This window comes from Sphaerisporangium sp. NPDC049457 (assembly GCF_055586705.1).
This window is the reverse complement of sequence record NZ_JBVJHR010000018.1, coordinates 185,326-211,706: the sequence shown is the minus strand read 5'-3', so window position 1 is coordinate 211,706 and position 26,381 is coordinate 185,326. Positions and strand designations below refer to the sequence as shown.

The window sequence follows — 26,381 nt, the reverse complement described above, 5'->3', positions numbered from 1 at the left end:
TACATTCCGAACCCGGAAGTTAAGCCTTCCAGCGCCGATGGTACTGCACCGGGGACGGTGTGGGAGAGTAGGACACCGCCGGACAAAATTTCATACACGCAACACGGGCGGTAGTGTCGTGTTGTGTGGTTGTAGGGAAGCCATCCGGTATCCGGGTGGCTTTCCTGCGTTTCAGGACCCTTTTCCCCGCGGTCCCCTCTTCTGCCCCGGCGCCTCTTTCCCTCTCGGCCCTTTTTCTTCTCTGGGCCTGTGGGGATAGGCCTCCGCCGGCGATCACTCTTCCCCCCGGGTGACGAGGTGCGCCTTTTCGGCGCCGACGCGGCGGGAACTGGTCACGGTTTCGGCCGCCGGCCAACCCTGCCTACCCCCGACCGTCGTGGCCTCGTCCCTCATGGCGCCGACGCAGCGGGAAGCTGGTCGGCGAATCCGGCGCCGTCCTACGGCGCAGCACCTGGGGGCACACCACCCGTCCACTCGCGTTCCCTCCCCTGGCTCATCCCCTTCATCCGTACCGTGCACTCTGATCGGTCCGGACGCGACAGAACGCGGGTCACGGCTTGAGCCACCGGCCAACCCTCCTCACCCCCGACCGTCGTGGCCATCGGCCCTCATGGCGCCGACGCGGCGGGAAGCTGGTCGGCGAATCCGGCGCCGTCCTACGGCGCAGCACCCTTCCCGGTGGGAACAGCCTGCCCCCGGTCATCGGCTATTTCTCATGGCGTCCACGGAATACGGAATGGGGAACTGGTGTGCTGGCCATGGACGTGTGCCGGGTCGGGCACCGTACGGGGGCGCCGGCATCGCCGTACCGCTTCTCGCCGACCCGGCGCCGAGCACTCCACCACATGTCGGGTGGAGGAGGACGCTCGCTGGGCGGTGCTGGGTGGTGCGCTGGCGGCGCGGGGGCGGGGATCGTCAGATGGCTGGGGCGGATCGTCAGTTGGTTGGGTCGTATTGGAAGGCGCGGACTTCTTGTGCGCATCGGCATGCGGCTGCGATCTTCGCGGCCCACTCCAGTGCCGCCTCGCGGGATGGCAGTTCCAGAACGGTGTAGCCGCCTTCGATCTGTCGTGTCTGCGGGTATGTGCCCGCGGTCACGGTCCCGTCCCCATTAACCATGACGGGCGGAACGCTTTCGTCGATGCCACCGCCGAACACCCAGACGCCGGCGTCCTTCGCCTCCTGCACCACAGTGTGCGCGGCGTCCGCGACCGCCTGCAGCTCCTCGGCGGGAAAGACCATGGCGTCACTCGGGAACGAGATCAGGTACTTCGTCATCGCGTCGACTCCTTCTTCGCGTTCAGTGATCGCACCCATCCTCGACGACGACGTCGTGCCATGTGTGCGCTTTAACTCCCTTTTCGGACATCTGATCGAGGTGGTGATCGTCTCGGGAGATTCGTGAGATGCTCGCTGCCCAGTCACCCGGGTCATGTGCCGGTTGACGGGTTGACGGGTTGACGCGTCCCGGGGCGCGGTCTTCCACTGCGCATGCGCGAAGCTCACCTGCATCCCTAGTGCGAAGAGCCGCTTTCGGTGGGTGTGGGGTCAAGTTCCTGAGTGCGTCGGCGTGCCGTCCGGCATGGCCTTGCTGGAAGAACTAACCTGGGCGCGGTCATGGGAGTGCCCGCCGAACCCTCGCCTCCGGGGGCCTTCCTCACGCCTTCGGGGAGTTGCCCGCTTTGAGCATGGATCTGACCGCGAACCCCGACCTCCCTCGGGCCGCGGACGCTGCACACCTACAGCTTCACAACGGAGAACCCCCGGAGCCGATCACAGTGCCACAGCACGACGAAGGCGATCTCTCCGAGCTGCAGCGGTACGCCGAGGCGCTGGTGACCCATCTCGCCACTGACGGCACGGTGCCACCTGCGCCGCCCAACGCCCTGGACGTGCCCGGCTACTGGCTGGCCCCCGCGATCGAGGCGCTCATACTCATCCTGTCCGGTGAGGACGCGCTGGACCCCCTTGCGCGTGCCGCCCAGCTCGACCAGGGCAACACGGCCTTGTTCCTCTGCCTGGCCCTGGCCGTGAGTGGCCATGGCGACCGGATCCATGCCTCCTGGCTAGGCACCGCGTTCGGCGAGTTGACGACCGAACATCCTGTGACGCCCGGTCAGCGCGCCCTGTGGATGGCCGCCGCGCGCGGCGCGTACGGGCCCGCTGGGAAGATCTTCGTCCTTCGCAAACTGGACGCCGCGGCGGTGTCCTTCACGACGGAACCCGACCGCTGGCTGTCCGCCCTGGTCCCTGGTGACCCGCCGCCGCACGCCACGACGTCCTCGTCCATGGCCTCGTCTGATTCCGACGCCGCACCATCGGACGGCACATCCTCGTCTTCTTCCAAGGCCGTGCCGTCGGACGTCCCGGCGTCGCCGCCGAAGGCCGCAGACGCCCCGTCGCAGGAGGTCGGTGACTCGTCGTTGATGGTCGTGACGTCGCCGGAGGTGGTGGCGCAGGCTTTGGCGGAGTCACCGGCGCTTTCGGCGCTCCCCGCACTGGCGGAGGTATCGCAGCTGACAGAGCCCGTGCGGGCCGCTGCCAGGCTCGCGCGCCTGCTCGATCGGTGTGCGGAGATCACTGCCGCGCGTCCGGCCGCCGCTCCGCGATCCGAGCGCCCGGGGCCCTGGCCGGACACCGAGCCTCTGACCGTCCTGCGTTCGCTGGTCGGGTTCGGCGACCCCGGCCCGTTGGGTTCGCTGACCGGTCACCTGCTGGAGGACGTACGGTCGGGCTCCGACCCGCACCTGGCCGCGATCGCCTTCCACGTCGCCGCACCGGTCGTGCGTGCCGCCGCCGGGGAGCTCGCCGAGGCGACCCGCGTGACGCCTCCCGAGGAGATCACGGTTCCGATTCTCGGGCACGATGTCATCCTCAGGCCTGAGGGTGCCGACGAGGCTTCGCTGGCTGCCGCCGAGGCGCGGATCAGGGCCGAGGGAGCCGCGCGCCTGTCCGGACGCTGGCTCGTGTACGCGCCGGCCCTGCTGCCCATCGTGGCGGTGATACTCGCCTTCACGGTTTCCGAGATGTTCGCCGTCGCCGGGCTGCTTCTCGGAGGGGTGGCGGGTTACATCCTGTGGCGCCGCAGCGTACGTGAACAGGCGGAGGCACGTCGGGTCGAGGCCGAGGTGGCCGAGCTGCGCGGGCAGGCGGAGGCGGCCATGTGGGCGCTCCACGACTACGCCCGTGAGGCGACCGAGCGGGCCGAGAAGGCGGCCGAGAATCTTGCCGCGGTCACCCGCCTGCTCCGCCGCGGCCCGGCCGTCGCCACCGACCACCGTTCGTAGCGGAAGTGGCAATGCCCCCCAAGCCGTGACAGCCAGGCAGGTCGGCAACGGACGGGCCCGGCCGTCGCCGCTGACCACCGTTCGTAGCCATCGTTCGAGAGATGGTGGGCGGGGGGGTGATGGTGGTGGCGCCGCTCGTTGGTTGGGAGCGGCGCCACGGAGTTCGGATGGTGGTCAGGTCGTGGTGATCTCGACGTCGGCGGGGGCGAGAAGGAAGACCTTGTCGGCGATGCGCTCGATGCGTCCCTCGCAGCCGTAGGTCAGCCCGGCGGCGAAGTCGACCATGCGGGTCGCGTCGGCCATGGACATCCCGGCGACGTCCATGATGACCGCCTGGCCCTCCCTGAAGTGCTGCCCTACGGTGAGCGCGTCGGAGTACTTCCGCGGACGGATCATGACGATCCGCGCGGGATCGCCTCCCGACCCCCAGCGCCTGGCGGCCCGTTCCGACGCGGGCATCCACTCATCCTCGTACTCGTCGTACTCGTAGGGCTCGTCGTACTGATCCCCATCGCCCAGGCCAAGGTAGCTCACCACCCTGCGCACTGCCCCCATCGGCTGTCCTTTCCGCGAGAACCGGCCGCATTCGCCGTGCCCCGACACAAATGACCGTAACCGACATGCCGCGTGGGGCCGCGCGACACGCCCATGTAGTTTTGATTTTGCCCGGCTTTCGCTGCCGTTTCGACCGGTTATCTGGGGGTGGATAGGATCGAGAGCATGCGTATCTTCACCGTCGATTCGTTCACCGATCAGCCCTTCAAGGGTAACCCGGCGGCCGTCTGCCTGCTGGAGTCTGTGAGATCCGACAAGTGGATGCAGGCCCTGGCCAGCGAGATGCGGCACTCCGAGACGGCGTTCGTTCTGGAGCAGGGCGACGGCTCGCCGCGGTCGCTGCGGTGGTTCACCCCTGCCGTGGAGGTGGCATTGTGCGGCCACGCCACCCTGGCCGCCGCACACGTCCTGTATTCGACCGGGGCGGCGTCTGGGGTGGTCGAATTTTCCACGATGAGTGGAATCCTGACCGTCAATGAGCTTGATCACGGCTATATTTCGATGGATTTTCCGGCGTGTGCGCCGGCCGAGATTTCGCCTCCGGACGTCCTCGCCGAGGCGCTCGGGGCGCCCATCGTCTGGGCCGGGCAGGGCCGTTTCGACATCCTGGCCGAGGTGGAGTCCGAGCAGGTCGTGCGCACTTTGGCGCCGGACATCGACGCGCTGACGGCCCTGGACGCGCGCGCCGTCTGCGTGACCGCCCGGGCGGCGGATCCGTCGAGCGGCGCCGACTACGTTTCCCGGTTCTTCGCGCCGAACGCCGGAGTTCCGGAAGACCCGGTAACCGGTTCAGCCCATTGCATGCTCGCGCCCTACTGGTCGGCGAAATTGGGCGAAAAGGCACTTGTAGGTGCACAACTGTCGCAGCGTGGGGGTGTGGTGCGCACGACGGTTCGTGACGACGACCGCGTGGAGCTCAGCGGCACCGCGGTCACCGTCTGGTCCGGCACCCTGCACGTCTGATCGGGCGCTGTCGTAGGCCGGTTTCTGTCGCACGTCGCGCCTGGTGTGTCCGGTGGACTGCTCGGGATGGATGGAAGCACGCATGCCCGAGCGCACCGGGCGATCAGCCCGAGCGCACCGGGCAGGTGCGCTCGGTGACGGTCACGTGTGGTGGGGCGGCGGTGTCACATGCGGTCGGGGATCGGGACGCCCAGGAGGGTGAGGCCGGTCTCCAGCACGCGGAGGGTGAGGGCGCACAGCGCCAGGCGGGACGCGCGCGTGGCGGGCGGGACGTCGTCGCGCAGGACCGGGCACTTCTCGTAGAAGCCGGTGAAGGCGCTGGCCGTCTCGTAGAGGTAGGCGCAGACCCGGTGGGGTTCGGCCATGGCCGCGGCGTTCTCGACCACGGCGCCGAAACCGAGGAGCTGAAGCGCCAGGTCGCGCTCTGCGGCCTCGCCGAGGACGATGGGCCCGGTGACGCTCGCGGCGTCGATGCCGCCCTTGCGGAAGATCGACCGGATGCGGGCCGTGGCGTACTGCATGTACGGCCCGGTGTTGCCGGTGAAGGACAGCATGCGGTCGAAGTCGAAGATGTACTCGCTGTCGTGGCTGACCGACAGGTCGGCGTACTTCACCGCGCCGATGCCGACCGCGCGGGCGATCTCGTCGCGGGTGGCCTCGTCGTACCCCCGCTCGGCGATGGCGGCGGAGGCGCGTTCGACGGCCTCGTCGAGGAGGTCGGTGAGCTTGACCGACTCGCCGCTGCGCGTGCGGAACCGGCGGCCGTCCGCGCCCAGCATCATGCCGATCTGCACGTGCTCGGCCGAGACGTCGTCGCTGAGGTAACCGGCCATGCGGGCCGAGGCGAAGACCATCTGGAAGTGCAGCGCCTGATCGGCGCCCACGACGTAGAGGATGCGATCGGCCTTGAGGTCGCGCACGCGGTAGTGGATGGCGGCCATGTCGGTCGTCGCGTAGCCGTAGCCGCCGTCGCTCTTACGGATGATCAGCGGGAGCGGCCGGTCGTCGCTGCCGGTGAAGCCGGGCGGGAAGACGCACAGGGCGCCCTCGCTGATCACCGCGACCCCGGACGCCTCGAGATCGGCGCAGACCTCGGCGAGCATCGGGTTGTAGGTGCTCTCGCCGGCGATGTCGTCGTCGGTGAGCGTGACGGCGAGCGTGTCGTAGACCTTGTTGAAGTAGCGGATCGTGGCTTCCATGAACAGGTGCCAGAGCCGGATGGTCTCGGGATCTCTGCCCTGCAGGGTCGCCACCCGCCGCCGCGAGCGCTCTTTGAAGTCGGCGTCGGCGTCGAACTTGGCGCGGGCCGCCTGGTAGTACTCGTTGGTGCCGCCGGCTTCGAGCTGGGCGATGGCGTTGGACTCGCCGATGTCGAGCAGGTGCTCGATGAGCATGCCGAAGGGCGTGCCCCAGTCGCCGAGGTGGTTCTGCCGGATCGCCCGGTTGCCGAGATGTTCGAGCATGCGCACCAGCGAGTCGCCCACGATGGTGGTGCGCAGGTGGCCGACGTGCATCTCTTTTGCGGCGTTGGGCGCGGAGTAGTCGACGACGACGGTCTGCGGAGGCGTGGTGAGCCCGACGCCGCTGCGCGGGTCTTCGAGCGCGCGCAGGGCCTGGGAGGCGATCCACCCGTCGTTGAGGGTGATGTTAAGGAAGCCGGGGCCGCTGACCTCGACCTTGGAGAAGACATCGCCCGCGTCGAGGGCGTCGGCGATGGCCTGGGCGACCTCCCGCGGCGCGCGTCGCAGCCGCTTGGCCAGGCTCAGTGCCACGTTCGCCTGGTAGTCGGCGAACTGGGAGGGCCGGATCAGCGGGTCGGCGCCTGCGTACTCCGAGCCGAAGGCGGCGCCCAGCGCTTGCTGGACCCGCTCGGTGAGCACGAGCTGCGGGTCGGTCATGCGACAAGGATATCCGCTGATCATCAGGCGCCGAGAATGGTTGTCCGGTGCCTGTGGACAACGGTGTCACAGCGGTCTGGGGTGCTTGAGGGGTCGGTGCGACCCTAGTGACCGTCCGGCCGGTTCGTCATCGCATCCGGTCGGCATGGTCGTCCCGCCAGGCGTTCGGCCGCGTGCGGCGGGGCTAGGTGTACTCGGTCACCAGAGGCGGTGGGAGCGCTGGGTGGCCGCGATGCGGTCGCCCACGCGGGCCACGGTGCCCTGGCGGGCCAGCGTGGCGGCGAGCACGCAGGCCGCGGCGATGCCCTTGGCCGTCGAGGAACCGTGCGCGATGACCACGGTGCCGTTCAGCCCGAGCAGCACCGCGCCGCCGTACGCCTCAGGGTCCAGCCGCGCGCGCAGGTCGCGGAGCCGGCCGCGCTGCAGGCCCGCCGCCAGACGGGCGAGCCGGCCGCTTTCGAGCGTCTCGCGCAGCTCGGTGAAGGCGTAGCGGACGGCGCCCTCCATCGTCTTGAGCGCCACGTTGCCGGTGAACCCGTCGGTGACGATGACGTCGACCCCGCCGCCGAGCAGGTCGTGGCCCTCCACGTTGCCGGTGAAGTTCATGCCCGGGACGGTCGCGAGCAGTTCGTGGGTCCGTTTGGTGAGCTTGTTGCCCTTGCCCGGCTCGCCGCCGATCGTGAGCAGTCCGACGCGCGGCGCGACCAGGTTGAGCGCGGTCTCGGCGTACGCGACGCCGAGGTGGGCGAACTGGACGAGGATCTCGGGCTTGGCGTCGGCGGTGGCGCCGGCGTCCAGCAGCACGGTGGGGTGCGGGCGGGTCGGCAACGGGACGGCGATCGCGGGACGCAGCAGGCCCTGCTGGGCGCGCAGCCGCAGCTTGCCGGTCGCCACCACGCCCGCCGTGGAGCCCGCGGAGACGACCGCCGAGGCGTCGCCGCGCCGGACCAGGTGGCAGGCGAGGGCGATGCTGGACCGGGGCCGTCGCAGGCTGGCCAGGGCGCCCTCTTCCATCGTGAGGGCCTCCTCGGCCCGCACGATGGGGATCTCGCCGACCGCGCCGTGCCCGGCCAGAATCTCGGCGATCGGCCGGGGCGCGCCGACCAGGACGATGGGGACGCCGTGTTCGCGAACGGCCCGCACGGCTCCCGCCACGATCTCGCCAGGGGCGTTGTCGCCTCCCATGGCGTCAAGGGCTATCGGCGGAATGCCGTCCAAGCGGTCACCTCGTACGGAATGAGTGTGTGTCCCGCATCGTAGGTGGCCGGGCGGGGTGGTCGGCCCCCGTCCACGCGGCGCGTTCGCACACTTCCGTGGGGAAAGCCGTGCTTTTGCTTCGCGCGGAGCCGTGCTGCCGGCGGGTGAGGGGGCGTGTCCCGGTCAGGGTAAGGGGAGGGCGTCTTCCGGCCGGGTAAGGAAGGCGTGCGCCTGGCCGGTGCGGGCGTGCTTCGAGCGGGATGCGCTGGAGGTGGGATCAGTGGTTGCGCCAGGGCCAGTGCCAGTCGGCGGCGCCGCGGGAGACCACGACCTTGCCGAACATGGCGCGGCCCGTCACGCGGATGAGCGGCCCGTTCGGGTCGCCGCCCTGCTCGCTTCCCTGCGCGCCGCCGGAGACGTGGCGCTTGGCGAAGATGGCGCTGCCCTCGTCGATGACCCGCGCGTTGTCCGGGACGCGCACGATCAGCTTCCCGCAGAACGAGTTGAGCTCCAGGGTGATCTCGCGCCCGGGCAGGACGGCGTCGGAGAGGTCGATGATCAGCGCCCCGAAGGTCGAGCGCAGCGTGGTGTGCCGTCCGGCGACCCACCGGCCGCTGCGGATCACCTTGCTGAACACGGCCGCGACGTCCTGGTGCTCGGCGCTGAAGCCCGAGGTGGGCGCGCCGAGCGCGGGCGGCAGGTCGCGCGTGATGGGGACGAGGTCGCCGAGGGTGACGGCCGTGTAGGCCGCTTCCAGCCGGTCGGCGTGTTCGACGCTGGTGAGGCGGCCGGTGGCCATGGCCTCGCCGAGGATCGCGGCGACGCGATCGCGGTCGGCGTCCGAGGCGCGCTGTGCGGTGTCGCCTGACTCGAAAGGCGTAAGAGAGCTCACCTCCCCCAGAGTAGCCCAACTCAAGATATGTCGCGATATGCGGAAGGTTTTGCCCAGGCTTTTCGGTCGGGCGGAACCGAGCCGACACGTTGGCGCGTCCGTACAGAAAAGTGCGAGACGCTTAACAGGCGCATCAGGTTTACCGGAGAGCCCCAAAGAGAGGAAAATCTCGCGTGACCCTGACACAGACCGGTACACGAGGGTTCAAGGCCTACACGGCCAAGCATCTGGACGATCTGCTCAAACGGGCCCACCTAGACGCCGAGACGCGCCTGCGCGTCCGCGCGGTGGCGACGGTCCTGCCGTTCCGGACCAACCCGTACGTCGTCGACGAGCTGATCGACTGGTCCGACATCCCCGATGACCCGATCTACCGGCTGGTCTTCCCCCAGGAGGACATGCTCCCCGCCGATGACGTGTCCCAGATCGCCGGGCTGCTGCGGGCCGACGCGCCTCGGGAGGAGCTCCAGTCGATCGTCCGCGCCGTGCGCATGCGGCTGAACCCGCATCCGGCCGGGCAGATGGAGCTCAACATGCCCAAGGTCGGCGGCGAACCGTCGCCCGGCATGCAGCACAAATATCCAGAGACCGTGCTCTTCTTCCCCAAGCAGGGGCAGACGTGCCACGCGTACTGCACCTACTGCTTCCGCTGGGCCCAGTTCGTCGGCGAGCCCGACCTGAAGATGGCCTCGGACGACGCCCAGTCTCTGGTCCGCTATGTGCGCGACCACCCCGAGGTCACCAGCGTGCTGTTCACCGGCGGCGACCCGATGATCATGAGCGCCGGCGTGCTCAGACGCTACATCGAGCCGCTGCTCGCCCTCGACCAGCTGGAGTCGATCCGCATCGGCACCAAGTCGCTGGCGTACTGGCCGGGCCGCTTCGTCACCGACCCGGACGCCGCCGACACGCTGCGCCTGTTCTCCTCCGTGGTCGAGTCGGGCAGGAACCTCGCCTTCATGGCGCACTTCTCCCACCGGCGGGAGCTGGACTCCGACCTCGTCCAGGCGGCCGTGCGGGCGATCAGGGACACCGGCGCGGTGATCCGCACGCAGGCGCCGCTCATCCGCACCATCAACGACGACCCGGGCGCCTGGACCGAGATGTGGCGCAGGCAGCACGCCCTGGGCATGGTGCCCTACTACATGTTCGTCGAACGCGACACCGGCCCGCAGGACTACTTCGCGGTGCCGCTGGCCCGGGCGTACGAGATCTTCCGGGACGCCTACGCCGACGTGTCGGGCCTGTGCCGCACGGTGCGCGGCCCGTCCATGTCGTCGACGCCGGGAAAGGTGTGCGTCGACGGGGTCGCCGAGGTGGCGGGCCAGCCTGTGTTCGTCCTCCACCTCATCCAGGCGCGCGACCCTGAGCTGGTCGGACGGCCGTTCTTCGCGCACTACGACCCCGAGGCGGTGTGGCTGAGCGACCTTCGCCCCGCCTTCGCCGACCGGTTCCCCTTCGACGCGGCGGGGACCGGTGAGGAGCGGCCGCCGGCCGGCGAGGTGGGCGGCAAGAGCCTCGGCGGGGAGTTGGACGGGAAGGGGCCGGGCCGGGAGGCGGACGAGGAGCTCATGCTCCGCTGACCGGCCGGCCGGCGCCCGCGAGGGGCGCCGGCCGGAGGTGTCTTCGAACGGAGCTGTGTCTTCGAACAGATGGGGAAGTGCCGGGCTCGAACGAACGAGCGGACGTGCTTTCGGTTCTGGCCGCGCCAGGCGGCGGACGGACGGTCGTCAGGCGTCGGACGCCGGAGCGCGCACGTAGGTGCGGCGGGCGATCTGGGCCTGCAGGCGGGCCATCTGCCAGTGCAGCTCGATGAGCTGCTCGGCGAGCATGCCCCGTGGAATGTCCGACGGGTCTTCGGCGGACAGGTTATCGATCGCGTTCGCCAGCTCTCGCACCCCGCACCCCCACTCCATCACGGTATCCCTCGGATCGAATCTTCGTTCGAATCATAGTGGAATCGCGGAGGAGGTGTCAGCAGATTCACCTGGCGTGTCCGGACTTCTGTACGGTCTAGCCGCATCCGTCCCGGCACGCACTCGGATGCGCTCCGGTGCCGTCAGGTCTGGTAGACGGGGGCGATGTAGCCGCGCGCCAGGGTGTTGGCCACGATGTTGAAGCCCACGACCGCGGGCGAGGCGTCCTCGTCGACCCCGAGCCTGTCCACGCCCAGGGCGTGCACGGCGAACAGGTAGCGGTGCGGGGCGCCGGGCGGCGGCGCGGCGCCGCCGTACCCGCGCAGGCCGTAGTCGTTGCGGCCGTGGGCGGCGCCCTCGGGAAGCCCCTTGTGCTCGCCGGTGCCCGCGCCGGCGGGAAGCTCGGTCACGCTCGCGGGGATGTCGAACACCAGCCAGTGCCAGAAGCCGCTGGTGGTCGGCGCGTCGGGGTCGTAGCAGGTGACCGCGAAGCTCCTGGTGCCCTCGGGCGCGCCCGACCAGCGCAGGTGCGGCGAGATGTTCTGCCCCGACATGCCCCAGCCGTCGAACACGTGGGCGTCGGAGAGGCGCTCGCCGTCGCGGACGTCGTCGCTCTCGACGGTCAGCGAGGGGACCTCGGGCAGGTGGTCATAGGGAATCGGTGGCTGGTCGACCACGATGGACCTCCGAAGGAAGGACGTTCCGGACCTCCCCATCTTGCCCCCTGCCGCGGGCCCCGGACGATCAGCGCCTCGCGGCGGCGCGGGGGTGGCGCACCCGTGACCCCCCAAGCCGTGAAGGCGCCCTCACAGAGCCGTGAGGGCGCCTTCACGCGGCGTTCGGGAAGAGCGGCGGTCGCGTCCGGGAGACGAGCCCGGGCGGCCGCTTCAGGAGTTGTAGGCGGAGAGGACCGTCGCCGGGTCGCCGTCCATCTTGATCTTGCCCTTGTGCAGCCAGATGACGCGGTTGCAGGTCTCTTCGATCACGTCGAGGTTGTGGGCGACGAGGAACACCGTGCCGGCCTCCTCGCGCATCTGGTGGATGCGCTCTTGGCTCTTGCGCTTGAAGTCGCGGTCGCCGGTGGCGAGCGCCTCGTCGATCAGCAGGACGTTGTGGGACTTGGCCGAGGCGATGGCGAAGCGCAGCCGCGCGCCCATGCCGGAGGAGTACGTCGACATGGGGAACTGGACGAACTCGCCGATGCCCGAGAACTCGACGATCTCGTCGTACTTCTCTTTGACCTGGGCGGGCGTCATGCCCATGGCGTAGCAGCCGAGCACGACATTGCGCTCGCCGGTGAGCTCTTTCATCAGCGCGGCGTTCACGCCGAGCAGCGACGGCTGGCCGTTGGTGTAGACCGAGCCCTTGTGCGGCGGCAGCAGGCCGGCGATGGCGCGCAGCAGCGTCGACTTGCCCGAGCCGTTGCGGCCGATGATGCCGATGGCGTCGCCGTGGCGGGCGACGAAGGAGACGCCCTTGACGGCGTGGACCTCCTTCATCTGCGGCCTGCCCTGGCGGCGCACGATGCGCATGAGGGCGTTGGCGGCGTTGCCCTTCTCGGCCTCGCTGGCCGCGCCGTACACGCGGTAGACGATGTGCAGGTCGTCCACGATGACCGTGGGCGTGCCGAGCGGGGTCGCCTCGGCGGGGGCGGCCTGGCCGGCCTCGGGCGTCTCGTCCTGGGGATGGGCCATCTGGGACGGCTCCTTGGTCAGCTCAGCCACGGCCATACCTCTCCTCGGCCCGCCAGAAGTACCAGAAGCCGCCGATCAGCGCGACCGCGGCCCAGAAGCCAGCGTATAGCCACAGTTGGGGCAGGCTGCTGTGCGGGATCTGCTGCGCGTCGAGGTCCTGGGCGTAGGTGCGCATCAGCAGGTGGCGCATGAGGTCGATGAAGACCGAAGGAGGGTTGAACTCGAGCAGGAAGCGTGCCCACTCGGGGTTGCCCTTCATCTTCTCGGGGATGCTGAAGAACACGCCGGAGGTGTACAGCCAGGTGCGCAGGATGAACGGGAGCAGTTGGTTCATGTCGCGGACGAAGGCTCCGACGCGTGCGAGGAGCAGGCTCATCCCGACATTGAAGATCGTCTGCAGCAGCAGGACGAAGGGGATCAGCAGCCACATCCAGGTGAGCGGCTCATCCGTGACGAGCACGATGACGGACAGCACGCCCATCGAGATGGCGAGCTGCTGGAACTCCTGGATGGTGTAGGCCAAGGGGAGCGCGGCCCGGGGGAAGTGCAGCGCCCTGATGAGCGAGAGGTTCCCCGAGATGGACTTCGCGCCGCCGGTGATCGACCGCTGGGTGTAGGAGTAGACGAACACACCGGTGATGAGGAACGCGGTGTAGTTGGTGATGTCCTTCTTCTGCCCCAGGATCACGCCGAACATGAGGAAGTAGACGGCGGCGTTCAGCAGCGGCGTCAGCACCTGCCAGAGCTGGCCGAGCGCCGAGTCGGAGTACTTCGAGACGTTCCGCGACGTGGCGTACGTGAGGACGAAGTGCCGCCTGTCCCACAGTTGGCGCAGGTAAACGGGCAGACTGGGACGCGCGATGGCGCGTCGCAACCCGTGGCGCTCGGCGAGCGCGGACAGCGATTCCTTCCCGTTGGGAGAGGTGCCGCCCGCCCGGTCGCCCGCCCGGGAGTCCGCGACAGCGGATTCCGGCTGACTCATGGCATGGACTCTATTGGATGCCGGTGGATGAGGCGCCTGCGGTCCCGTTTGATCACACATGATGGCAACCCCGGCCGGTCGGGCCTCGCCCGGTAGGGGCGCCGGGGCGCATCGCCGCAGCTCGCCGACCCGTATGCGGGGAAACTCCGCGCAGGTCGAGTGTGCGATCTGCTGCGGGTCTGTGTACCTTGGTGACGGCTTTATGCCGTAACAAGGCATTGTTAACAGGCTTGTTGGTATGCGTGTGACGTCCGGCAGGGACACGTGTGACCGAACTGCAATGCGCCAGAGACTCGCTGGTGAGAAGTAGTGAGGAATGCTCGCGGTCGTCTGGCAGGGCGTCAACTGATTTGACCATGTCCGCGAACTCCAGGGATGGATCCCCTGGGAGGCGTGCCCGACATGAGCGGCTCAGTCCCGACGCCCACCTTAGAGGGAGGATTAATCCACGATGCGTGTGACCAAGGGCGCACAGATCGTCGCCGGAACCGCACTGCTGGCGCTCGCGGTTGCGGCGTGCGGCGGCAGCGGCGGCACCACCGGTTCAAGCTCCAGCGCCGCCGGCGACGCAGGCGCGGTCAAGGTCGAGATTGCTGAACCACAGCACGACCTCATCCCGGGCAACACCACAGAGACCAGCGGCGCCGAAGTGCTGAACGCGCTTTTCGTCGGTCTCGTCGACTATGACGCGGACAAGAAGCCCTACAACCGGGTCGCCGAGTCCATTGAGTCGCCGGATTCCACCACGTGGACGATCAAGCTCAAGGACGGCTACAAGTGGCACAACGGTGAGCCTGTCACCGCCCAGAACTTCGTCGACTCCTGGAACTTCACGGCCAACGGCGCCAACGCCCAGGAAGGCAACTACTTCTTCGGCAGCATCGTCGGCTACGACGAGATGAACCCGGGCGAGGGCAAGACCCCGACCGCCACGACCCTCACGGGTCTGAAGGTCGTCGACGACAAGACCTTCACCGTCGAGCTCAAGAACCCGTTCTCCGGCTTCCCGACGATGCTGGGCTACACGGCGTTCTACCCCCTCCCCAAGTCGGCTTTCGAGTCCGAGGGCAAGCTGAAGGCGGACTTCGGCGGCAACCCGGTCGGCAACGGCCCGTTCAAGATCTCCAAGCCCTGGAAGCGCGGCTCGGACCAGACCATCTCCCTGGTCCGTAACGACGACTTCAAGGAGGGCAAGGCCAAGATCGACGCGGTCGACTTCAAGATCTACACCGACCTGAGCACCGCGTTCAACGACCTGCGCGCCGGCAACCTGGACATCATGGACCAGCTGCCGCCGGAGGCCATCTCCACCGCCAAGCAGGAGTTCGGCGACCGCTACATCGAGCAGCCGTCGTCCGGCATCGGCTACATCGGCTTCCCGATCAAGAACGGTTCCGACTACGCCAAGAACGCCGACATCCGCAAGGCCATCTCCATGGCGATCGACCGCAAGACGATCACCGAGACGGTCTTCTCCGGCACCCGCGTCCCGGCCGACGACTTCATCAGCCCCGTCGTCTCCGGCTACCGCCAGGGCGCCTGCGGCGAGGCCTGCACCTACGACCCGGCCAAGGCGAAGGCCCTGTTCGAGTCGGCCGGTGGCCCCAAGGCCGGCACCATCGAGATCGGCTACAACGGTGACGGCGGCCACAAGGAGTGGATCGAGGCCGTCGCCAACAACCTGCGCACCAACCTCGGCGTCGAGGTGACGCCGAAGCCGGTCGAGAAGTTCGCCACCATCCTGGAGGACCTCGGCAACAAGAAGTGGAACGGCGCGTTCCGCATGGCGTGGATCATGGACTATCCGTCGCCGGAGAACTACCTGCGTCCGCAGTTCGGCTCGGGCGGCAGCTCGAACTACTCGGGCTACAAGAGCAAGGAGTTCGACGACCTGGTCACCCAGGGCGACGCCGCCAAGACCCTCGACGAGGGCGTGAAGTTCTACCAGCAGGCCGATGACCTGGTGCTCAAGGAGCTCCCGTACATCCCTGTGTACTTCTACCAGACGAACGGCGCATACTCGCAGCACGTGAAGAACGTCAAGATCGACCCGTTCGAGCGCATCGACCTCTTCAACGTAGAGAAGGCCTGACGTCAACCACTCCGGGTGGTTAGGTACCCTGAACCACCCGGAGTGGGCGACACCCACGAGGGCAGCTCTGTTGGTTGCGGCGGGCTGCCCTTTGTAATGATCGGGAGATTAGATGGGCCGCTACGTCATCAGGCGCCTTCTCCAGGCGATCCCTGTGCTGTTGGGCACCACGTTCCTCATCTTCGCCATCGTCTACGCGCTGCCGGGTGACCCCCTGCAGGCGCTGGCGGGCGAAAAGCGCGTCGACCCGGTGTTCGCGGCGGCACTCCGGGAGCAGTTCCACCTCAACGACCCACTCATCGTCCGGTACGGCTATTACCTCCGTGACATCGTGAGCGGGAATTTCGGCACCACCTTCCGCGGGCTGCCGGTCTCCACCATCTTCGAGGGCAAGTTCCAGGTCACCTTCAAGCTGGCCATCGCCGCACTGATCTTCGAGGCGATCATCGGCATCGGGCTCGGCCTGTGGGCGGCGCTCCGCCGCGGCAGGTGGGAGGACAAGGCCATCTTGGCCGTCACCCTGCTGATGGTCTCCATCCCCACGCTGGTCAGCGGCTTCGTCCTCCAGCTGGTGCTCGGCGTCAAGCTCAAGCAGTCCACGGGCATCGACTTCTTCCCCGTGGCGGGCGTCCAGGACGGGATCCGCAGCTATCTGCTGCCCGGGTTCGTCCTCGCCATGATCTCCATCGCCTATCTCACCCGGCTCACCCGGACGAGCCTGATGGAGACGCTGCGCGCGGACTACGTCCGCACGGCCATCGCCAAGGGGATGCCGAGACGAAGGGTGCTCGCGCGGCACGCGCTGCGCAACTCGCTGATCCCGCTGGTGACCTATCTGGGCGCCGACCTCGGCACGCTGATGGGCGGCGCGGTGATCACCGAGACGATCTTCAACCTGCCGGGCATCGGTCAGCAGCTCTTCCAGTCGGTGTACCTGCGCGAGAACTCAGTCGTGGTGGGCATCGTGACGGTCCTGGTCCTGATCTACATCGTGGCCAACCTCGTCGTCGACCTCCTGTACGCCGTCCTCGACCCCAGGATCCGCTATGAGTAACGACACCATTCCTTCGCTGGCTCCGTCGCAACCCGCCGGACCGGCCAAGGAGAGCAAGCCGGCGAGCCTGTGGTCGGACGCGTGGTACGACCTGCGGCGCAACCCGGTGTTCATCATCGGCGCCGCCATGCTGGTGCTGCTCGTCGCCATCTCGGCGTTCCCGTCGCTGTTCGACACCGTCGGGGTGGACCCCTCGACCTGTTCCCTCGCGCAGGCGCGCAAGGGCATCACCGGCGAGCACTGGTTCGGCACCGACAACCTCGGGTGTGACGTCTACTCCCGGGTCATCTGGGGCGCCAGGGTCTCCATCATCGTCGGGTTCGTCAGCGCCATTCTCACCGCCGTCCTCGGCGGTGCGCTGGGCCTGCTCGGCGGCTTCTACGGCCGCTGGGTCGACGTGCTGCTCTCGCGCGTCGCCGAGATCTTCTTCGCGATCCCCTCCATCCTCGGCGCCCTGCTGATCCTGGCGGTCATCGGACGCGACAACGCGGGCATCGGCAGCGTCGTGCTCGCCCTGTCGCTGCTCGCCTGGCCGATGATCCTGCGCATCATGCGCGCGGCGGTCATCACGGCCAAGCACCAGGACTACGTGGTGGCGGCCCGCGCCCTCGGCGCCGGCCCTGGGCGGATCATGCTCCGGCACATCCTGCCGAACGCCGTCGCGCCGGTCATCGTGGTGTCCACGATCAACCTCGGGGCGTTCATCGCCGCCGAGGCCGCTCTGTCCTTCCTGGGCGTGGGCATCCAGTCGCCGCAGATCTCCTGGGGCCTGATGATCGCGGACGCGCGCAACCGCTTCCTGGAGGCGCCGCTTCCACTGCTGTTCCCGGCGCTGTTCCTCAGCCTGACCATCCTCAGCGTCGTCATGCTGGGTGACGCGGTCCGTGACGCGCTAGACCCGAAGCTGCGGTAGGAGAGGGCACCGAAGGTGATTAACCCGTCAATCGACACGCACTCCTTGGAGACGAACGCCGCACACGAGCCTCTGCTCGTCGTGGACAACCTGCACGTGGAGTTCAACACGCGGCAGGGCGTCGTGCGGGCCGTCAACGGCGTGAGCTACACGGTGAACGCAGGGGAGTCCCTGGCCGTGCTGGGCGAGTCGGGCTCGGGCAAGTCGGTGACCGCCCAGGCCATCATGGGCATCCTCGACATGCCACCGGCCCGCATCCCCAAGGGCGAGGTCCGCTTCCGCGGCACCGACATGCTCAAGCTCTCCGACCAGGCCCGCAGCCAGATCCGCGGCCAGCGCATCGCGATGATCTTCCAGGACGCGCTTTCCGCGCTGAACCCGGTGTTCACCGTGGGCTGGCAGATCAGCGAGATGTTCCGCGTCCACCGCGGCATGTCCAAGCGCGACGGCATGAAGAAGGCCGTCGAGCTGATGGACCGCGTCCGCATCCCCGCCGCCAAGCAGCGGGTCAACGACTACCCCCACCAGTTCTCCGGCGGCATGCGCCAGCGCATCATGATCGCGATGTCGATCGCGCTGGACCCCGAGGTGCTGATCGCGGACGAGCCGACGACCGCGCTGGACGTGACGGTGCAGGCCCAGATCATGGAGCTGCTCGCCGAGCTGCAGCGCGAGAGCAACATGGGCCTGATCCTGATCACCCACGACCTCGGCGTGGTCGCGGACGTGGCCGACAAGATCGCCGTCATGTACGCGGGGCGCATCGTGGAGGACGCTCCGGTCCACGACCTGTACAAGAACCCGGCGCACCCCTACTCCAAGGGCCTGCTCGACTCGATCCCCCGGGTCGACATGAAGGGCCAGGAGCTCTACGCCATCAAGGGGCTTCCGCCGAACCTGCTCAACATGCCTTCGGGCTGTGCCTTCCACCCCCGCTGCCCGTACCGTCGCGACAACTGTGTGACCGACGTGCCTCCGCTGTACGAGATCAGCGGGACGCGCGGAAGCGCCTGCCACTACTACCGGGAGGTCCTCGATGGCACCCTCGGGTGAGCGGATCCTCGAGGTTCGTGACCTGGTCAAGCACTTTCCGCTGACCCAGGGCATCGTTCTCAAGCGCCAGATCGGCGCGATCAAGGCGGTGGACGGAGTCTCCTTCGACCTGCACCGCGGCGAGACGCTCGGCGTCGTGGGCGAGTCGGGCTGCGGCAAGTCCACGCTCGCCAAGCTCCTCATGGCCCTGGAGCGTCCCACCTCGGGCGAGGTGAAGATCAACGGGACCGACATGGCGCGGTCGCGCGGGGGAGACCTCAAGCGGATGCGCCGCAACATCCAGATGGTCATGCAGGACCCCTACACCTCGCTGAACCCCCGCATGACGGTCGGCGACATCATCGGCGAGCCGTTCGAGATCCACTCCGAGGTGGCGCCCAAGGGCGACCGCCGCAGGAAGGTGCAGGAACTGCTGGAAGTGGTCGGCCTCAACCCCGAGCACATCAACCGGTATCCGCACCAGTTCTCCGGCGGCCAGCGGCAGCGCATCGGCATCGCCCGGGGCCTGGCGCTGCAGCCTGAGATCATCATCTGCGACGAGCCGGTCTCGGCGCTCGATGTGTCGATCCAGGCGCAGGTGATGAACCTGCTGGAGCGGCTCCAGAGCGAGTTCAACCTCGCCTACATCTTCATCGCCCACGACCTGTCGGTCGTCCGGCACATCTCCGACCGCGTCGCGGTGATGTACCTGGGCAAGATCGTGGAGCTGGGCAAGGACGAGGAGATCTACGAGCGGCCTGCCCACCCGTACACCCAGGCCCTGCTGTCGGCGGTGCCCGTCCCCGACCCCGAGGGACGCGAGACCCGCGAGCGGATCATCCTGCAGGGCGACCCGCCGTCCCCGGCCGACCCGCCCTCGGGCTGCCGCTTCCGCACCCGGTGCTGGAAGGCGCAGGACATCTGCGCCGAGCAGGAGCCGGCGCTGGAGATGCGCGCGGGCGGGCACCTCAGCGCCTGCCACTTCGCCGAGGCGTACGACATCATCCACGCGTCCTAGCCTCCGGGCTTTCGCCCCGCGCGTGCGGAGAAACCCTCCACGGTTCGTCCGTGGAGGGTTTCTGCGTCACGGCGGGCGCGGCGGCCGTCGCCGCCCGAGGGTGGTGAACGTCAGCGGATGGCAATGATCGCGGAGAAGGCGCCGCGATCGGTCAGACCTCGCCCGCCCGTGCCAGCCGCACGTGGGCGCCGGGCGGCAGGCCGAGCCGTTCGGCGGCGTCGCCCGACCGCACCGCGAAGGTGATGCGACCGGCCGAGTCGACGAACGCGACCAGGGCGTCCCGCGGCACGGCGGCGAAGGTGTCGCGGAACGGGATCGTGATCTGCCGTCTGCCCATGGACACCGCCAGCGTGTCGCCGACGCGGACGCCGATCGACTCCAGATCTTCGGCGGTCACGGAGAGTTGCACGTTGCCGTAGCGGTCCAGCGAGAGGACCTCGCCGTCGGCCGCCCCCTCGCCCAGCCGCGCCGTCGGCGCCGGCAGCGAGAGAAGGCGGTCGAGGGGGATCTCGGGGCCGACATCCGTGATCTTGTGTCCCGCGCACAGCCGCGCCGCCACGGGGGCGTAGATGTCGCGGCCGGGGAAGGCCGGCGAGACCGGGTTGAGGAACAGCCTTCTGTTCGATATCTCGTAGGCCACCTGGGCGCCTCCCGCCGCCATCAGCGCCCACGAGAGCAGGCCGTTGTCGGGGCCGATGAACACGCGGTCGCCGGCCTCCACGACGACCGATCGCCGGGCGCTGGCCGTGGCGGGGTCGACGGCGCCGACGTGCACGCCGGCGGGCAGATATGGCAGCGTCTGGGCGAGGATCGCGGCACCGCGCCGGATGTCGCCGGCCGGGACCAGGTGACAGACGTCGATGACCCGTGCCTGCGGGGCGATGCTCATGATCACCCCGTGGCAGGAGCCCACGAAGCCGTCTTCCAGGCCATAGTCAGTGAGAAGCGTGATGACAGAGGTCACAACTGGTGACTGTACGTCGTTGGAACGCGGTGTCATAGGGGCGCATCCGCAGACGGCGGCAACCTTGTCGATCTCCGTGTCCGGCCGGGCGGATGGCGCATGGTTCTGCCCTGATACGGCCGTTATGAGGGTTCGGCGGTCGTGGAGGCGTGTCGGCGCTTCGTTGATCCAGGCCGACCGGGTCTCCCGAAGTGTCATGAACAGCCGCGAATTCCCGACTACGATTGCCACGGGCCGCACGCGCGTGTCGTGGCTCAGGGTCGCGTCGCCCGGGTGCCCGTCGCATCTCCCCTGCCCGGCCCGCCGTCCACGTCTCCCGTGTACCCGACCGAGGAGGACATCATGGACACCGCACCCGATCGTGGTGACAGCGACCCCGAGGAATCCTCCGTCCCCCCGGCTCAGGGCGGGCTGACCGAGCGCGAGCGCGAGCTGCTGGCCTTCGAACGGCAGTGGTGGCGTTACGCGGGCGCCAAGGAGCAGGCCATCCGCGACGCCTTCGACATCTCCTCGACGCGCTACTACCAGCTGCTGGGCCGGCTCATCGACCGGCCGGAGGCCATGGCGTTCGACCCGCTCACGGTCAAGCGGCTGCGGCGGCTGCGCGCCTCGCGGCAGCGCGAGCGTGCGGCGCGGCGCCTCGGCATGCGCCCTTGATCCGTGGGGTAGTGCTCAACGCGTGACTCATGATGTATTGCCGGACATAGCCGGATTGGCGGCGATCAAGGCCGATCCTCAGGGCGCCGTGGTCGGACTGGACTTCGACGGCACGCTTGCGCCGATCGTCCCCGACCCGGCGGACGCCCGGGTCGACCCGCACGCGGCCGCCGCGCTGGTGCGCCTCGGCGGCCTGGTCGGGGCGGTGGTCATCGTGACCGGCCGCCCGGCCGCCACCGCCGTCGCCTACGGCGAGGTGCCCGGCGGGCCGGGCCTCGCCGACGTGCCCGGGCTCGTGGTGCTCGGCCAGTACGGCCTGGAGCGCTGGGAGGGCGGCGAGCTCAGCTCCCCGCCGCCTCCGCCGGGGGTCGAGCGCGTCCGCGCCGAGTTGCCCGCTCTGCTGGCCTCACTCGGTCATCCGGTCAGCGACGGCGTGGAACCCGGGGTGACCATCGAGGACAAGGGCAGGGCGGTCGCCGTCCACACCCGCAGGGCCGCCCACCCCGAGACGAGCCTGAGAGCGCTGCGCGAGCCGCTGGCCAAGCTGGCCGCCGAGACCGGCATGGTGGTCGAGCCGGGGCGCCTGGTGCTGGAGCTGCGGCCCGCGGGCATGGACAAGGGGGACGCCCTCGGCGCGTTCCTCGCCGAGCGCGGGGCCCGGTCGGTGCTGTTCGCCGGGGACGACCTCGGCGATCTCGCCGCGTTCGAGGCCGTCCGTCTCTCGGGCCTGCCCGGCGTGACGGTGTGCAGCGCCTCAGCCGAGGTGACCGCTCTCGCCGATCGCGCCGACCTCGTCGTGGAGGGGCCCGCGGGCGTCGCAGCCCTGCTGGCGGCCCTGTCCGACGCCCTGACGCCCTGACGCCCTGACGTCAGCGTGCGGGCGGCGGCCGTCCCGGCTCGTGGCCCTGGCCGGCGTTCGAGGACGGCGGGCCGGTCGGCGTCCGAGGGCCGGTCAGTGTTCGAGGGCCGGTCAGTGTTCGAGGGCGGCGAGCTGGTCGGCGAACCATCGGCTCGGCGGCAGGGCCGTCGCCGCCGCGCGGAGGCGGGCGCCGCGCTTCGCGCGCTCCTCCTCGGGGAGCATCAGCGCCTCGTGCAGGGCGTTCGCCGTTCCCGAGACGTCGTAGGGGTTCACCATGAGCGCGTCCCCGCCCAGCTCGGCGGCGGCCCCGGCCTCCCTGGACAGCACCAGGGCGCAGTTGGGCGCGAGGATGGGCCCCTCCTTGGCGACGAGGTTCATGCCGTCGCGGATCGGGTTCACCAGCAGCACGTCGGCCATGCGGTAGGCGGCGAGCGAGCGAGCGTAGTCGTCGTCCACGTTCAAAATCAGCGGATCCCAGTCCTCGCCGACGAACTCGTCCTCGATCTGCTTGGCGCACCGCTGCACGGCCGCGGTGTACTCGCGGTACTCGGGCAGGTCGTGCCGCGAGGGGTAGGCGAACGCCAGATGCACGACCTTGCGGTGCCACTCGGGATGGTCGGCGAGGAACTGCCGGTACGCCGACAGGCCGCGGACGATGTTCTTGGACAGCTCGGTGCGGTCGATGCGCACGATGAGCTTGCGGTCGCCCACCCGCTCGCGCAACGCGATCATGTGCGACTCGACGTCCGGCTCCAGCGCCCGCGCCCACAGGGCGTCGCCGTCGACGCCGAGCGGGTGCACGCCGATGCGCGTCGAGCGCCCCTCGTAGGTGATCGTGCGCTGGACGCGGTCGACCTGGGCGCCGAGCAGCGTCTCGCAGCAGTCCATGAACGCCGACGCCCAGCGCGCCGTCAGGAAGCCGGCCTGGTCGGCGCCGAGGATGCCGGTCAGCAGTTCGGCGGCGATGTCGTCGGGCAGCAGAGAGAAGTACTCCGGCGGCGCCCAGGGGGTGTGGGAGAAGTGGGCGATGCGCAGGTCAGGGCGCTCGACCCGCAGCATCGCGGGGGCGAGGGTGAGGTGGTAGTCCTGGATCATCGCCCGTGCGCCGTGCGGGGCCTCCTCGGCCAGGGCGAGCGCGAAGGCGGCGTTGTAGTCCTGGTAGGACTCCCACTCTCTGCGGAAGCGCATGTCGAACTGCGGCGAGTTCGGGGTGTCGTACAGCAGGTGGTTGACGAACCACAGCGTCGAGTTGGCGACCGCGTTGTACGCGCGGTGAAAGGTGGCGGGCGGTATGTCCAGCATGCGCACCGGGCCGGTGTCGTAGCCGGCCTGGTCGAGGCGGCCGCCGGGCGCGAGCCGCACCGCGCTGCGGTCGCCGTCGGACAGCGCGGCGCACACCCACAGCACCCCGCCGGCCTTGGCGACCTCCGACAGGCCGGAGACCATGCCTCCCCCGCCGCGGCGCATCGTCAGCGTGCCGTCGTCGGCGAGCGTGAACGACACGGGCCCCCGGTTGGAGGCCAGCAGAACTGTGTTCATCCGCCCATCACCACTCCTCGTCCGCCCCTGGCGGTCGTCCCTCGCCGTTTCTCTCCGTTGTGATGCGCACGTGGCCGCAGATCAATTGAATTTAACCCTCCCAATAAGATGGGTTGGTGGTCAGGTCAGGGCTGGGCACAGGCGGTCGAGAGGGGCTCGGGCATGGCACTTGACGAGACGACCGAGGAACTGGCCCGCGCGGCCGCCGCCAAGGACCACCGGGCACTCGGCGAACTGCTCCGCCGCATCGAGCCGGATGTGCTGCGGCACTGCGCCAGACTGCTGCCCTACCAGCAGGACGCGGAGGAGGCCTGCCAGGATACGCTCCTGGCGGTCGCCCGCAACATCGGCAGGTTCGAGGGACGGGCGCGTTTTTCCACCTGGTTGCACATCGTCACCATCAACTGCGCCCGCACGACCTACCGCTCGCTCAAGCGCCGGGCCGCCGAGCAGACCTCCGAGGAGGTGCCCGACCTGCGGGCCGACCCGCGCCGGGTCAGCGTGATCGCCGGGTCGCGGCTCGACCTGCTCGACGCCATGGAGGCGCTGGAGGCCGACAAGCCCGATCTGGCCCAGGCCCTGGTGCTGCGCGACATCTGCCAACTCGACTACAACGAGGTGGCCGAGCAGCTAGGCATTCCGCTCGGTACCGCCAAGTCGCGCATCCACCAGGCCCGCAAGTACGTCCAGGCCGCGCTCGGCGACGCCTACGGCGGGCCCGCCTGACCGCGCCTTACGCCGCCTGCGGCCTCGCGCGAGCACGGCGCCGCGAGGTCCCCGCCGATGTGGCCCGCACCTCGTGCGGTTTCTTCTGACGTGCGCAGATGTCTCGTAGAGTGAGACGGGCGGCCAGAGGCGCTGATGGGCGAGGTACAGTTCTGTTGGCCTGCTTGTGATACGAGCGGGACCACAACTTCATATTGCTCATCCAGAGGGGTGGAGGGACCGGCCCTGCGAAGCCCCGGCAACCCTCCCGGCTGTGGTCATCCGCGTCTGCCGAACGACGCGGCACTCAAAGACCAGTGAGACCGGCCGGGACAGGTGCCAATTCCGGCCCGTGACCAAGGTGGTCCGGGCGAAGATGAGGGAAAGGCCTCGCTTCATGGCGCTCGCAACAGCTGAGACACCGACCGCGCTCGACTTCGGCCCCGCCGTCGCCCTCTCGTGCCGCGAATGCGGCACCAGGTACGACCTCGGCCCGATCTTCGCCTGTGCGGAGTGTTTCGGGCCACTCGAAGTGGCCTACGCCTGGAGTGCTCCCGCAGCCGCCGAGGGTGCGGTGACCCGGGAGCAGATCGAATCGGGTCCGACGAGCATCTGGCGCTACCGGGGGCTGCTCCCGGTGCCCCGCGACGTCGCGTCCCGCCCCAACCTGGCCCCCGGCTGGACGAAGCTGGTCAAGGCCGACAACCTGGCCCGTGAGCTGGGCCTGCGCAGCCTGCACGTCAAGGACGACTCCGGCAACCCGACCCACTCGTTCAAGGACCGGGTCGTCGCCATCGCGCTGGAGGCCGCCCGCAACTTCGGCTTCCACACCCTGTCGTGCTCCTCCACGGGCAACCTCGCGGGCGCCGTGACGGCCGCGGCGGCGCGCGCGGGGCTGGACGCCTGCGTGTTCATCCCGTCCGACCTCGAAGAGGCCAAGATCGTCATGGCCTCGGTGTACGGCGGCCGCCTGGTCGGCATCGAGGGCACCTACGACGACGTCAACCGGTTCTGCTCCGAGCTCATCGGCGACCCGCTCGGCGACAAGTGGGGCTTCGTCAACGTGAACCTCCGGCCGTACTACGCCGAGGGCTCCAAGACCCTGGCCTTCGAGATCGCCGAGCAGCTCGGGTGGCGCGTCCCCGACCAGATCGTCATCCCGGTGGCCTCCGGCTCCCAGCTCACCAAGATCGACAAGGGCTTCAAGGAGCTGATCCGGCTCGGCCTGGTCGAGGACCGCCCGTACAAGATCTTCGGCGCGCAGGCGCAGGGCTGCTCGCCGGTGTCGGCGGCGTTCAAGGCGGGCCACGACATCGTGCGGCCGGTGAAGCCCGACACCATCGCCAAGTCGCTCGCCATCGGCAACCCCGCCGACGGCCCCTACGTGCTCGACATCGCCCGCCGCACGGGCGGCGCGGTCGAGGACGTCACCGACGCCGAGGTGGTGGACGCCATCCGGCTGCTGGCGCGCACCGAGGGCATCTTCGCCGAGACCGCCGGCGGCGTCACCGTCGGCGTGCTCCGCAAACTGGTCGCCAACGGCCTTCTGGATCCAGAGGCCGAGACGGTGGTGCTGAACACCGGAGACGGTCTCAAGACACTCGACGCGGTCTCCGCGGAAGCGAGGCCCACCGCGGTCATCCGTCCCTCGCTCGACGCATTTCGTACGGCTGTCGCCGACAACTCCTGAAAGGGCCCGATTAATGAGCGTTTCTGTGCGGATTCCGACGATTCTTCGTACCTACACCGACGGAGCGTCGGAGGTGAGCAGTGAGGGGGCGACCCTTCGCGAGGTGCTCCAGAAGCTCGACGCCGACTTCCCCGGAATCGGGGCCCGTATTCTGGACGAAACGGGCAAGATTCGCCGTTTTGTCAACGTGTATGTCGGAGAAGAGGATGTCCGATTTGTGGAGGGGCTCGACACCGCCACTCCTGAGGGGGCGCACGTCTCGGTGATCCCCGCCGTCGCCGGAGGCTGACCTCCGCGGACTTCGCGTCCTTCCCGCGGGCGGGCGGCCTCCCGAGACCCGCCGCCCTTCCGCAGGCGCCCCACGCCCATGCGTCCCAGGTGGATGCATGGGCGTCCGCATGTCCGGGGGCCCTGAACGGCCGGCTGACTATCATAATAGAAGTGCTTACTAGGCCCTCCGTTAGTGTAATTGTC

Annotated in this window: 24 protein-coding genes, 1 rRNA gene and 1 riboswitch; of the genes, 14 read left to right on the top strand and 11 right to left on the bottom strand. The window is 69.0% G+C overall.

The genetic code is table 11. The annotated features are described in order from the left end of the window. Positions 1 to 84 (top strand): 5S ribosomal RNA (gene rrf / locus ACZ6QO_RS27410); the annotation flags it as partial. Between the two features lie 852 nt (positions 85 to 936). Here rrf and ACZ6QO_RS27405 read toward each other — a convergent pair. Further along, entirely contained in the window at positions 937 to 1,278 is a 342-nt protein-coding gene (locus ACZ6QO_RS27405; protein ID WP_465854529.1) for a YciI family protein, read from the bottom strand. Between the two features lie 500 nt (positions 1,279 to 1,778). Here ACZ6QO_RS27405 and ACZ6QO_RS27400 point away from each other — a divergent pair, with 500 nt between their 5' ends. After that, positions 1,779 to 3,287 (top strand): hypothetical protein, encoded by a 1,509-nt coding sequence (locus tag ACZ6QO_RS27400; protein WP_465854527.1) that lies wholly within the window; start codon positions 1,779 to 1,781, stop codon positions 3,285 to 3,287. Between the two features lie 174 nt (positions 3,288 to 3,461). On the opposite strand, the gene ACZ6QO_RS27395 is transcribed toward ACZ6QO_RS27400, so the two are convergent. Then, on the bottom strand, positions 3,462 to 3,842 hold the full coding sequence (locus ACZ6QO_RS27395) for a cell division protein SepF (protein WP_465854525.1): 381 nt from the start codon (positions 3,840 to 3,842) through the stop codon (positions 3,462 to 3,464). A gap of 165 nt (positions 3,843 to 4,007) precedes the next feature. Between ACZ6QO_RS27395 and ACZ6QO_RS27390 the strand changes: the two genes are divergently transcribed. Next, positions 4,008 to 4,805, top strand: a complete 798-nt coding sequence (locus ACZ6QO_RS27390; RefSeq protein ID WP_465854523.1) for a PhzF family phenazine biosynthesis protein — start codon at positions 4,008 to 4,010, stop codon at positions 4,803 to 4,805. A 164-nt stretch (positions 4,806 to 4,969) separates the two neighbouring features. Here the strand turns inward: ACZ6QO_RS27390 and argS are convergent, their stop codons facing one another. The 3 genes from argS to ACZ6QO_RS27375 form a co-directional block, all read right to left on the bottom strand. Further along, the gene (gene argS / locus ACZ6QO_RS27385; protein ID WP_465854521.1) at positions 4,970 to 6,703 is read right to left on the bottom strand and encodes an arginine--tRNA ligase; all 1,734 of its coding nucleotides are present in this window, start codon (positions 6,701 to 6,703) and stop codon (positions 4,970 to 4,972) included. Between the two features lie 198 nt (positions 6,704 to 6,901). Then, positions 6,902 to 7,921, bottom strand: coding sequence for a phosphate acyltransferase PlsX (gene plsX, locus ACZ6QO_RS27380; protein ID WP_465854519.1), 1,020 nt, complete (start codon positions 7,919 to 7,921; stop codon positions 6,902 to 6,904). 256 nt (positions 7,922 to 8,177) lie between these two features. Then, positions 8,178 to 8,792, bottom strand: coding sequence for a DUF1707 SHOCT-like domain-containing protein (locus tag ACZ6QO_RS27375; RefSeq protein ID WP_465854517.1), 615 nt, complete (start codon positions 8,790 to 8,792; stop codon positions 8,178 to 8,180). A gap of 173 nt (positions 8,793 to 8,965) precedes the next feature. On the opposite strand from ACZ6QO_RS27375, the gene ACZ6QO_RS27370 reads away from it, so the two are divergent. Then, positions 8,966 to 10,375 carry a KamA family radical SAM protein gene (locus tag ACZ6QO_RS27370; RefSeq protein WP_465854515.1) on the top strand — a complete coding sequence of 470 codons (1,410 nt, stop codon included), beginning with the start codon at positions 8,966 to 8,968 and terminating at the stop codon, positions 10,373 to 10,375. Between the two features lie 147 nt (positions 10,376 to 10,522). On the opposite strand, the gene ACZ6QO_RS27365 is transcribed toward ACZ6QO_RS27370, so the two are convergent. The 4 genes from ACZ6QO_RS27365 to ACZ6QO_RS27350 all read right to left on the bottom strand — a co-directional run bounded on the left by ACZ6QO_RS27365 (position 10,523) and on the right by ACZ6QO_RS27350 (position 13,384). Then, positions 10,523 to 10,708 carry a hypothetical protein gene (locus ACZ6QO_RS27365; RefSeq protein ID WP_465854513.1) on the bottom strand — a complete coding sequence of 62 codons (186 nt, stop codon included), beginning with the start codon at positions 10,706 to 10,708 and terminating at the stop codon, positions 10,523 to 10,525. Between the two features lie 143 nt (positions 10,709 to 10,851). After that, complete coding sequence (locus tag ACZ6QO_RS27360) at positions 10,852 to 11,385, bottom strand: YbhB/YbcL family Raf kinase inhibitor-like protein (protein ID WP_465854512.1); 534 nt, start codon at positions 11,383 to 11,385, stop codon at positions 10,852 to 10,854. 210 nt (positions 11,386 to 11,595) lie between these two features. Further along, on the bottom strand, positions 11,596 to 12,432 hold the full coding sequence (locus tag ACZ6QO_RS27355) for an ABC transporter ATP-binding protein (protein ID WP_465854510.1): 837 nt from the start codon (positions 12,430 to 12,432) through the stop codon (positions 11,596 to 11,598). Next, a complete protein-coding gene (locus tag ACZ6QO_RS27350; RefSeq protein WP_465854508.1) occupies positions 12,425 to 13,384 on the bottom strand; it encodes an ABC transporter permease in 960 nt (319 codons plus the stop codon). The genes ACZ6QO_RS27355 and ACZ6QO_RS27350 overlap by 8 nt, the downstream gene beginning before the upstream one ends. 451 nt (positions 13,385 to 13,835) lie before the next feature. On the opposite strand from ACZ6QO_RS27350, the gene ACZ6QO_RS27345 reads away from it, so the two are divergent. From ACZ6QO_RS27345 to ACZ6QO_RS27325, 5 genes are all read left to right on the top strand, one after another. Further along, positions 13,836 to 15,476: a peptide ABC transporter substrate-binding protein gene (locus ACZ6QO_RS27345; RefSeq protein WP_465854506.1), complete on the top strand. Its 1,641-nt coding sequence runs from the start codon at positions 13,836 to 13,838 to the stop codon at positions 15,474 to 15,476. Positions 15,477 to 15,588: 112 nt separating this feature from the next. Then, positions 15,589 to 16,530 carry an ABC transporter permease gene (locus ACZ6QO_RS27340; RefSeq protein ID WP_465854505.1) on the top strand — a complete coding sequence of 314 codons (942 nt, stop codon included), beginning with the start codon at positions 15,589 to 15,591 and terminating at the stop codon, positions 16,528 to 16,530. Beyond that, positions 16,523 to 17,443 carry an ABC transporter permease gene (locus ACZ6QO_RS27335; protein ID WP_465854504.1) on the top strand — a complete coding sequence of 307 codons (921 nt, stop codon included), beginning with the start codon at positions 16,523 to 16,525 and terminating at the stop codon, positions 17,441 to 17,443. The genes ACZ6QO_RS27340 and ACZ6QO_RS27335 overlap by 8 nt, the downstream gene beginning before the upstream one ends. Before the next feature lie 15 nt (positions 17,444 to 17,458). Beyond that, a complete protein-coding gene (locus ACZ6QO_RS27330) occupies positions 17,459 to 18,496 on the top strand; it encodes an ABC transporter ATP-binding protein (RefSeq protein ID WP_465854503.1) in 1,038 nt (345 codons plus the stop codon). Further along, positions 18,480 to 19,493, top strand: coding sequence for an ABC transporter ATP-binding protein (locus ACZ6QO_RS27325; RefSeq protein WP_465854501.1), 1,014 nt, complete (start codon positions 18,480 to 18,482; stop codon positions 19,491 to 19,493). The genes ACZ6QO_RS27330 and ACZ6QO_RS27325 overlap by 17 nt, the downstream gene beginning before the upstream one ends. Positions 19,494 to 19,644: 151 nt before the next feature. Here ACZ6QO_RS27325 and ACZ6QO_RS27320 read toward each other — a convergent pair whose 3' ends face one another. Continuing rightward, positions 19,645 to 20,457 (bottom strand): SAM hydrolase/SAM-dependent halogenase family protein, encoded by an 813-nt coding sequence (locus ACZ6QO_RS27320; protein WP_465854499.1) that lies wholly within the window; start codon positions 20,455 to 20,457, stop codon positions 19,645 to 19,647. A 342-nt stretch (positions 20,458 to 20,799) separates the two neighbouring features. Here ACZ6QO_RS27320 and ACZ6QO_RS27315 point away from each other — a divergent pair, with 342 nt between their 5' ends. Then, entirely contained in the window at positions 20,800 to 21,114 is a 315-nt protein-coding gene (locus tag ACZ6QO_RS27315) for a DUF3263 domain-containing protein (protein WP_465854497.1), read from the top strand. Between the two features lie 22 nt (positions 21,115 to 21,136). Further along, entirely contained in the window at positions 21,137 to 21,973 is an 837-nt protein-coding gene (otsB, locus tag ACZ6QO_RS27310; protein WP_465854495.1) for a trehalose-phosphatase, read from the top strand. A gap of 111 nt (positions 21,974 to 22,084) precedes the next feature. On the opposite strand, the gene ACZ6QO_RS27305 is transcribed toward otsB, so the two are convergent. After that, positions 22,085 to 23,512: an alpha,alpha-trehalose-phosphate synthase (UDP-forming) gene (locus ACZ6QO_RS27305; RefSeq protein ID WP_465854493.1), complete on the bottom strand. Its 1,428-nt coding sequence runs from the start codon at positions 23,510 to 23,512 to the stop codon at positions 22,085 to 22,087. Positions 23,513 to 23,674: 162 nt separating this feature from the next. Here ACZ6QO_RS27305 and ACZ6QO_RS27300 point away from each other — a divergent pair, with 162 nt between their 5' ends. The 3 genes from ACZ6QO_RS27300 (at position 23,675) to ACZ6QO_RS27290 (ending at position 26,196) form a co-directional block, all read left to right on the top strand. Then, positions 23,675 to 24,238, top strand: a complete 564-nt coding sequence (locus tag ACZ6QO_RS27300) for an RNA polymerase sigma factor (protein ID WP_465854491.1) — start codon at positions 23,675 to 23,677, stop codon at positions 24,236 to 24,238. 195 nt (positions 24,239 to 24,433) lie between these two features. After that, positions 24,434 to 24,600, top strand: a riboswitch (SAM riboswitch). 14 nt (positions 24,601 to 24,614) lie between these two features. Then, positions 24,615 to 25,907, top strand: coding sequence for a threonine synthase (thrC, locus tag ACZ6QO_RS27295; protein ID WP_465854489.1), 1,293 nt, complete (start codon positions 24,615 to 24,617; stop codon positions 25,905 to 25,907). A 13-nt stretch (positions 25,908 to 25,920) separates the two neighbouring features. Then, positions 25,921 to 26,196 (top strand): MoaD/ThiS family protein, encoded by a 276-nt coding sequence (locus tag ACZ6QO_RS27290; protein ID WP_465854487.1) that lies wholly within the window; start codon positions 25,921 to 25,923, stop codon positions 26,194 to 26,196. Positions 26,197 to 26,381: the final 185 nt, after the last annotated feature.

Coding starts and splice junctions, on each gene's coding strand:
- ACZ6QO_RS27395 (WP_465854525.1), bottom strand. CDS start 3,842: ATGGGGGCAGTGCGCAGGGTGGTGAGCTACCTTGGCCTGGGCGATGGG.
- ACZ6QO_RS27325 (WP_465854501.1), top strand. CDS start 18,480: ATGGCACCCTCGGGTGAGCGGATCCTCGAGGTTCGTGACCTGGTCAAG.
- ACZ6QO_RS27300 (WP_465854491.1), top strand. CDS start 23,675: ATGGCACTTGACGAGACGACCGAGGAACTGGCCCGCGCGGCCGCCGCC.
- ACZ6QO_RS27290 (WP_465854487.1), top strand. CDS start 25,921: ATGAGCGTTTCTGTGCGGATTCCGACGATTCTTCGTACCTACACCGAC.
- ACZ6QO_RS27345 (WP_465854506.1), top strand. CDS start 13,836: ATGCGTGTGACCAAGGGCGCACAGATCGTCGCCGGAACCGCACTGCTG.
- ACZ6QO_RS27365 (WP_465854513.1), bottom strand. CDS start 10,708: ATGGAGTGGGGGTGCGGGGTGCGAGAGCTGGCGAACGCGATCGATAAC.
- argS (WP_465854521.1), bottom strand. CDS start 6,703: ATGACCGACCCGCAGCTCGTGCTCACCGAGCGGGTCCAGCAAGCGCTG.
- ACZ6QO_RS27340 (WP_465854505.1), top strand. CDS start 15,589: ATGGGCCGCTACGTCATCAGGCGCCTTCTCCAGGCGATCCCTGTGCTG.
- ACZ6QO_RS27350 (WP_465854508.1), bottom strand. CDS start 13,384: ATGAGTCAGCCGGAATCCGCTGTCGCGGACTCCCGGGCGGGCGACCGG.
- thrC (WP_465854489.1), top strand. CDS start 24,615: ATGGCGCTCGCAACAGCTGAGACACCGACCGCGCTCGACTTCGGCCCC.
- ACZ6QO_RS27390 (WP_465854523.1), top strand. CDS start 4,008: ATGCGTATCTTCACCGTCGATTCGTTCACCGATCAGCCCTTCAAGGGT.
- ACZ6QO_RS27335 (WP_465854504.1), top strand. CDS start 16,523: ATGAGTAACGACACCATTCCTTCGCTGGCTCCGTCGCAACCCGCCGGA.
- ACZ6QO_RS27405 (WP_465854529.1), bottom strand. CDS start 1,278: ATGACGAAGTACCTGATCTCGTTCCCGAGTGACGCCATGGTCTTTCCC.
- ACZ6QO_RS27305 (WP_465854493.1), bottom strand. CDS start 23,512: ATGAACACAGTTCTGCTGGCCTCCAACCGGGGGCCCGTGTCGTTCACG.
- ACZ6QO_RS27315 (WP_465854497.1), top strand. CDS start 20,800: ATGGACACCGCACCCGATCGTGGTGACAGCGACCCCGAGGAATCCTCC.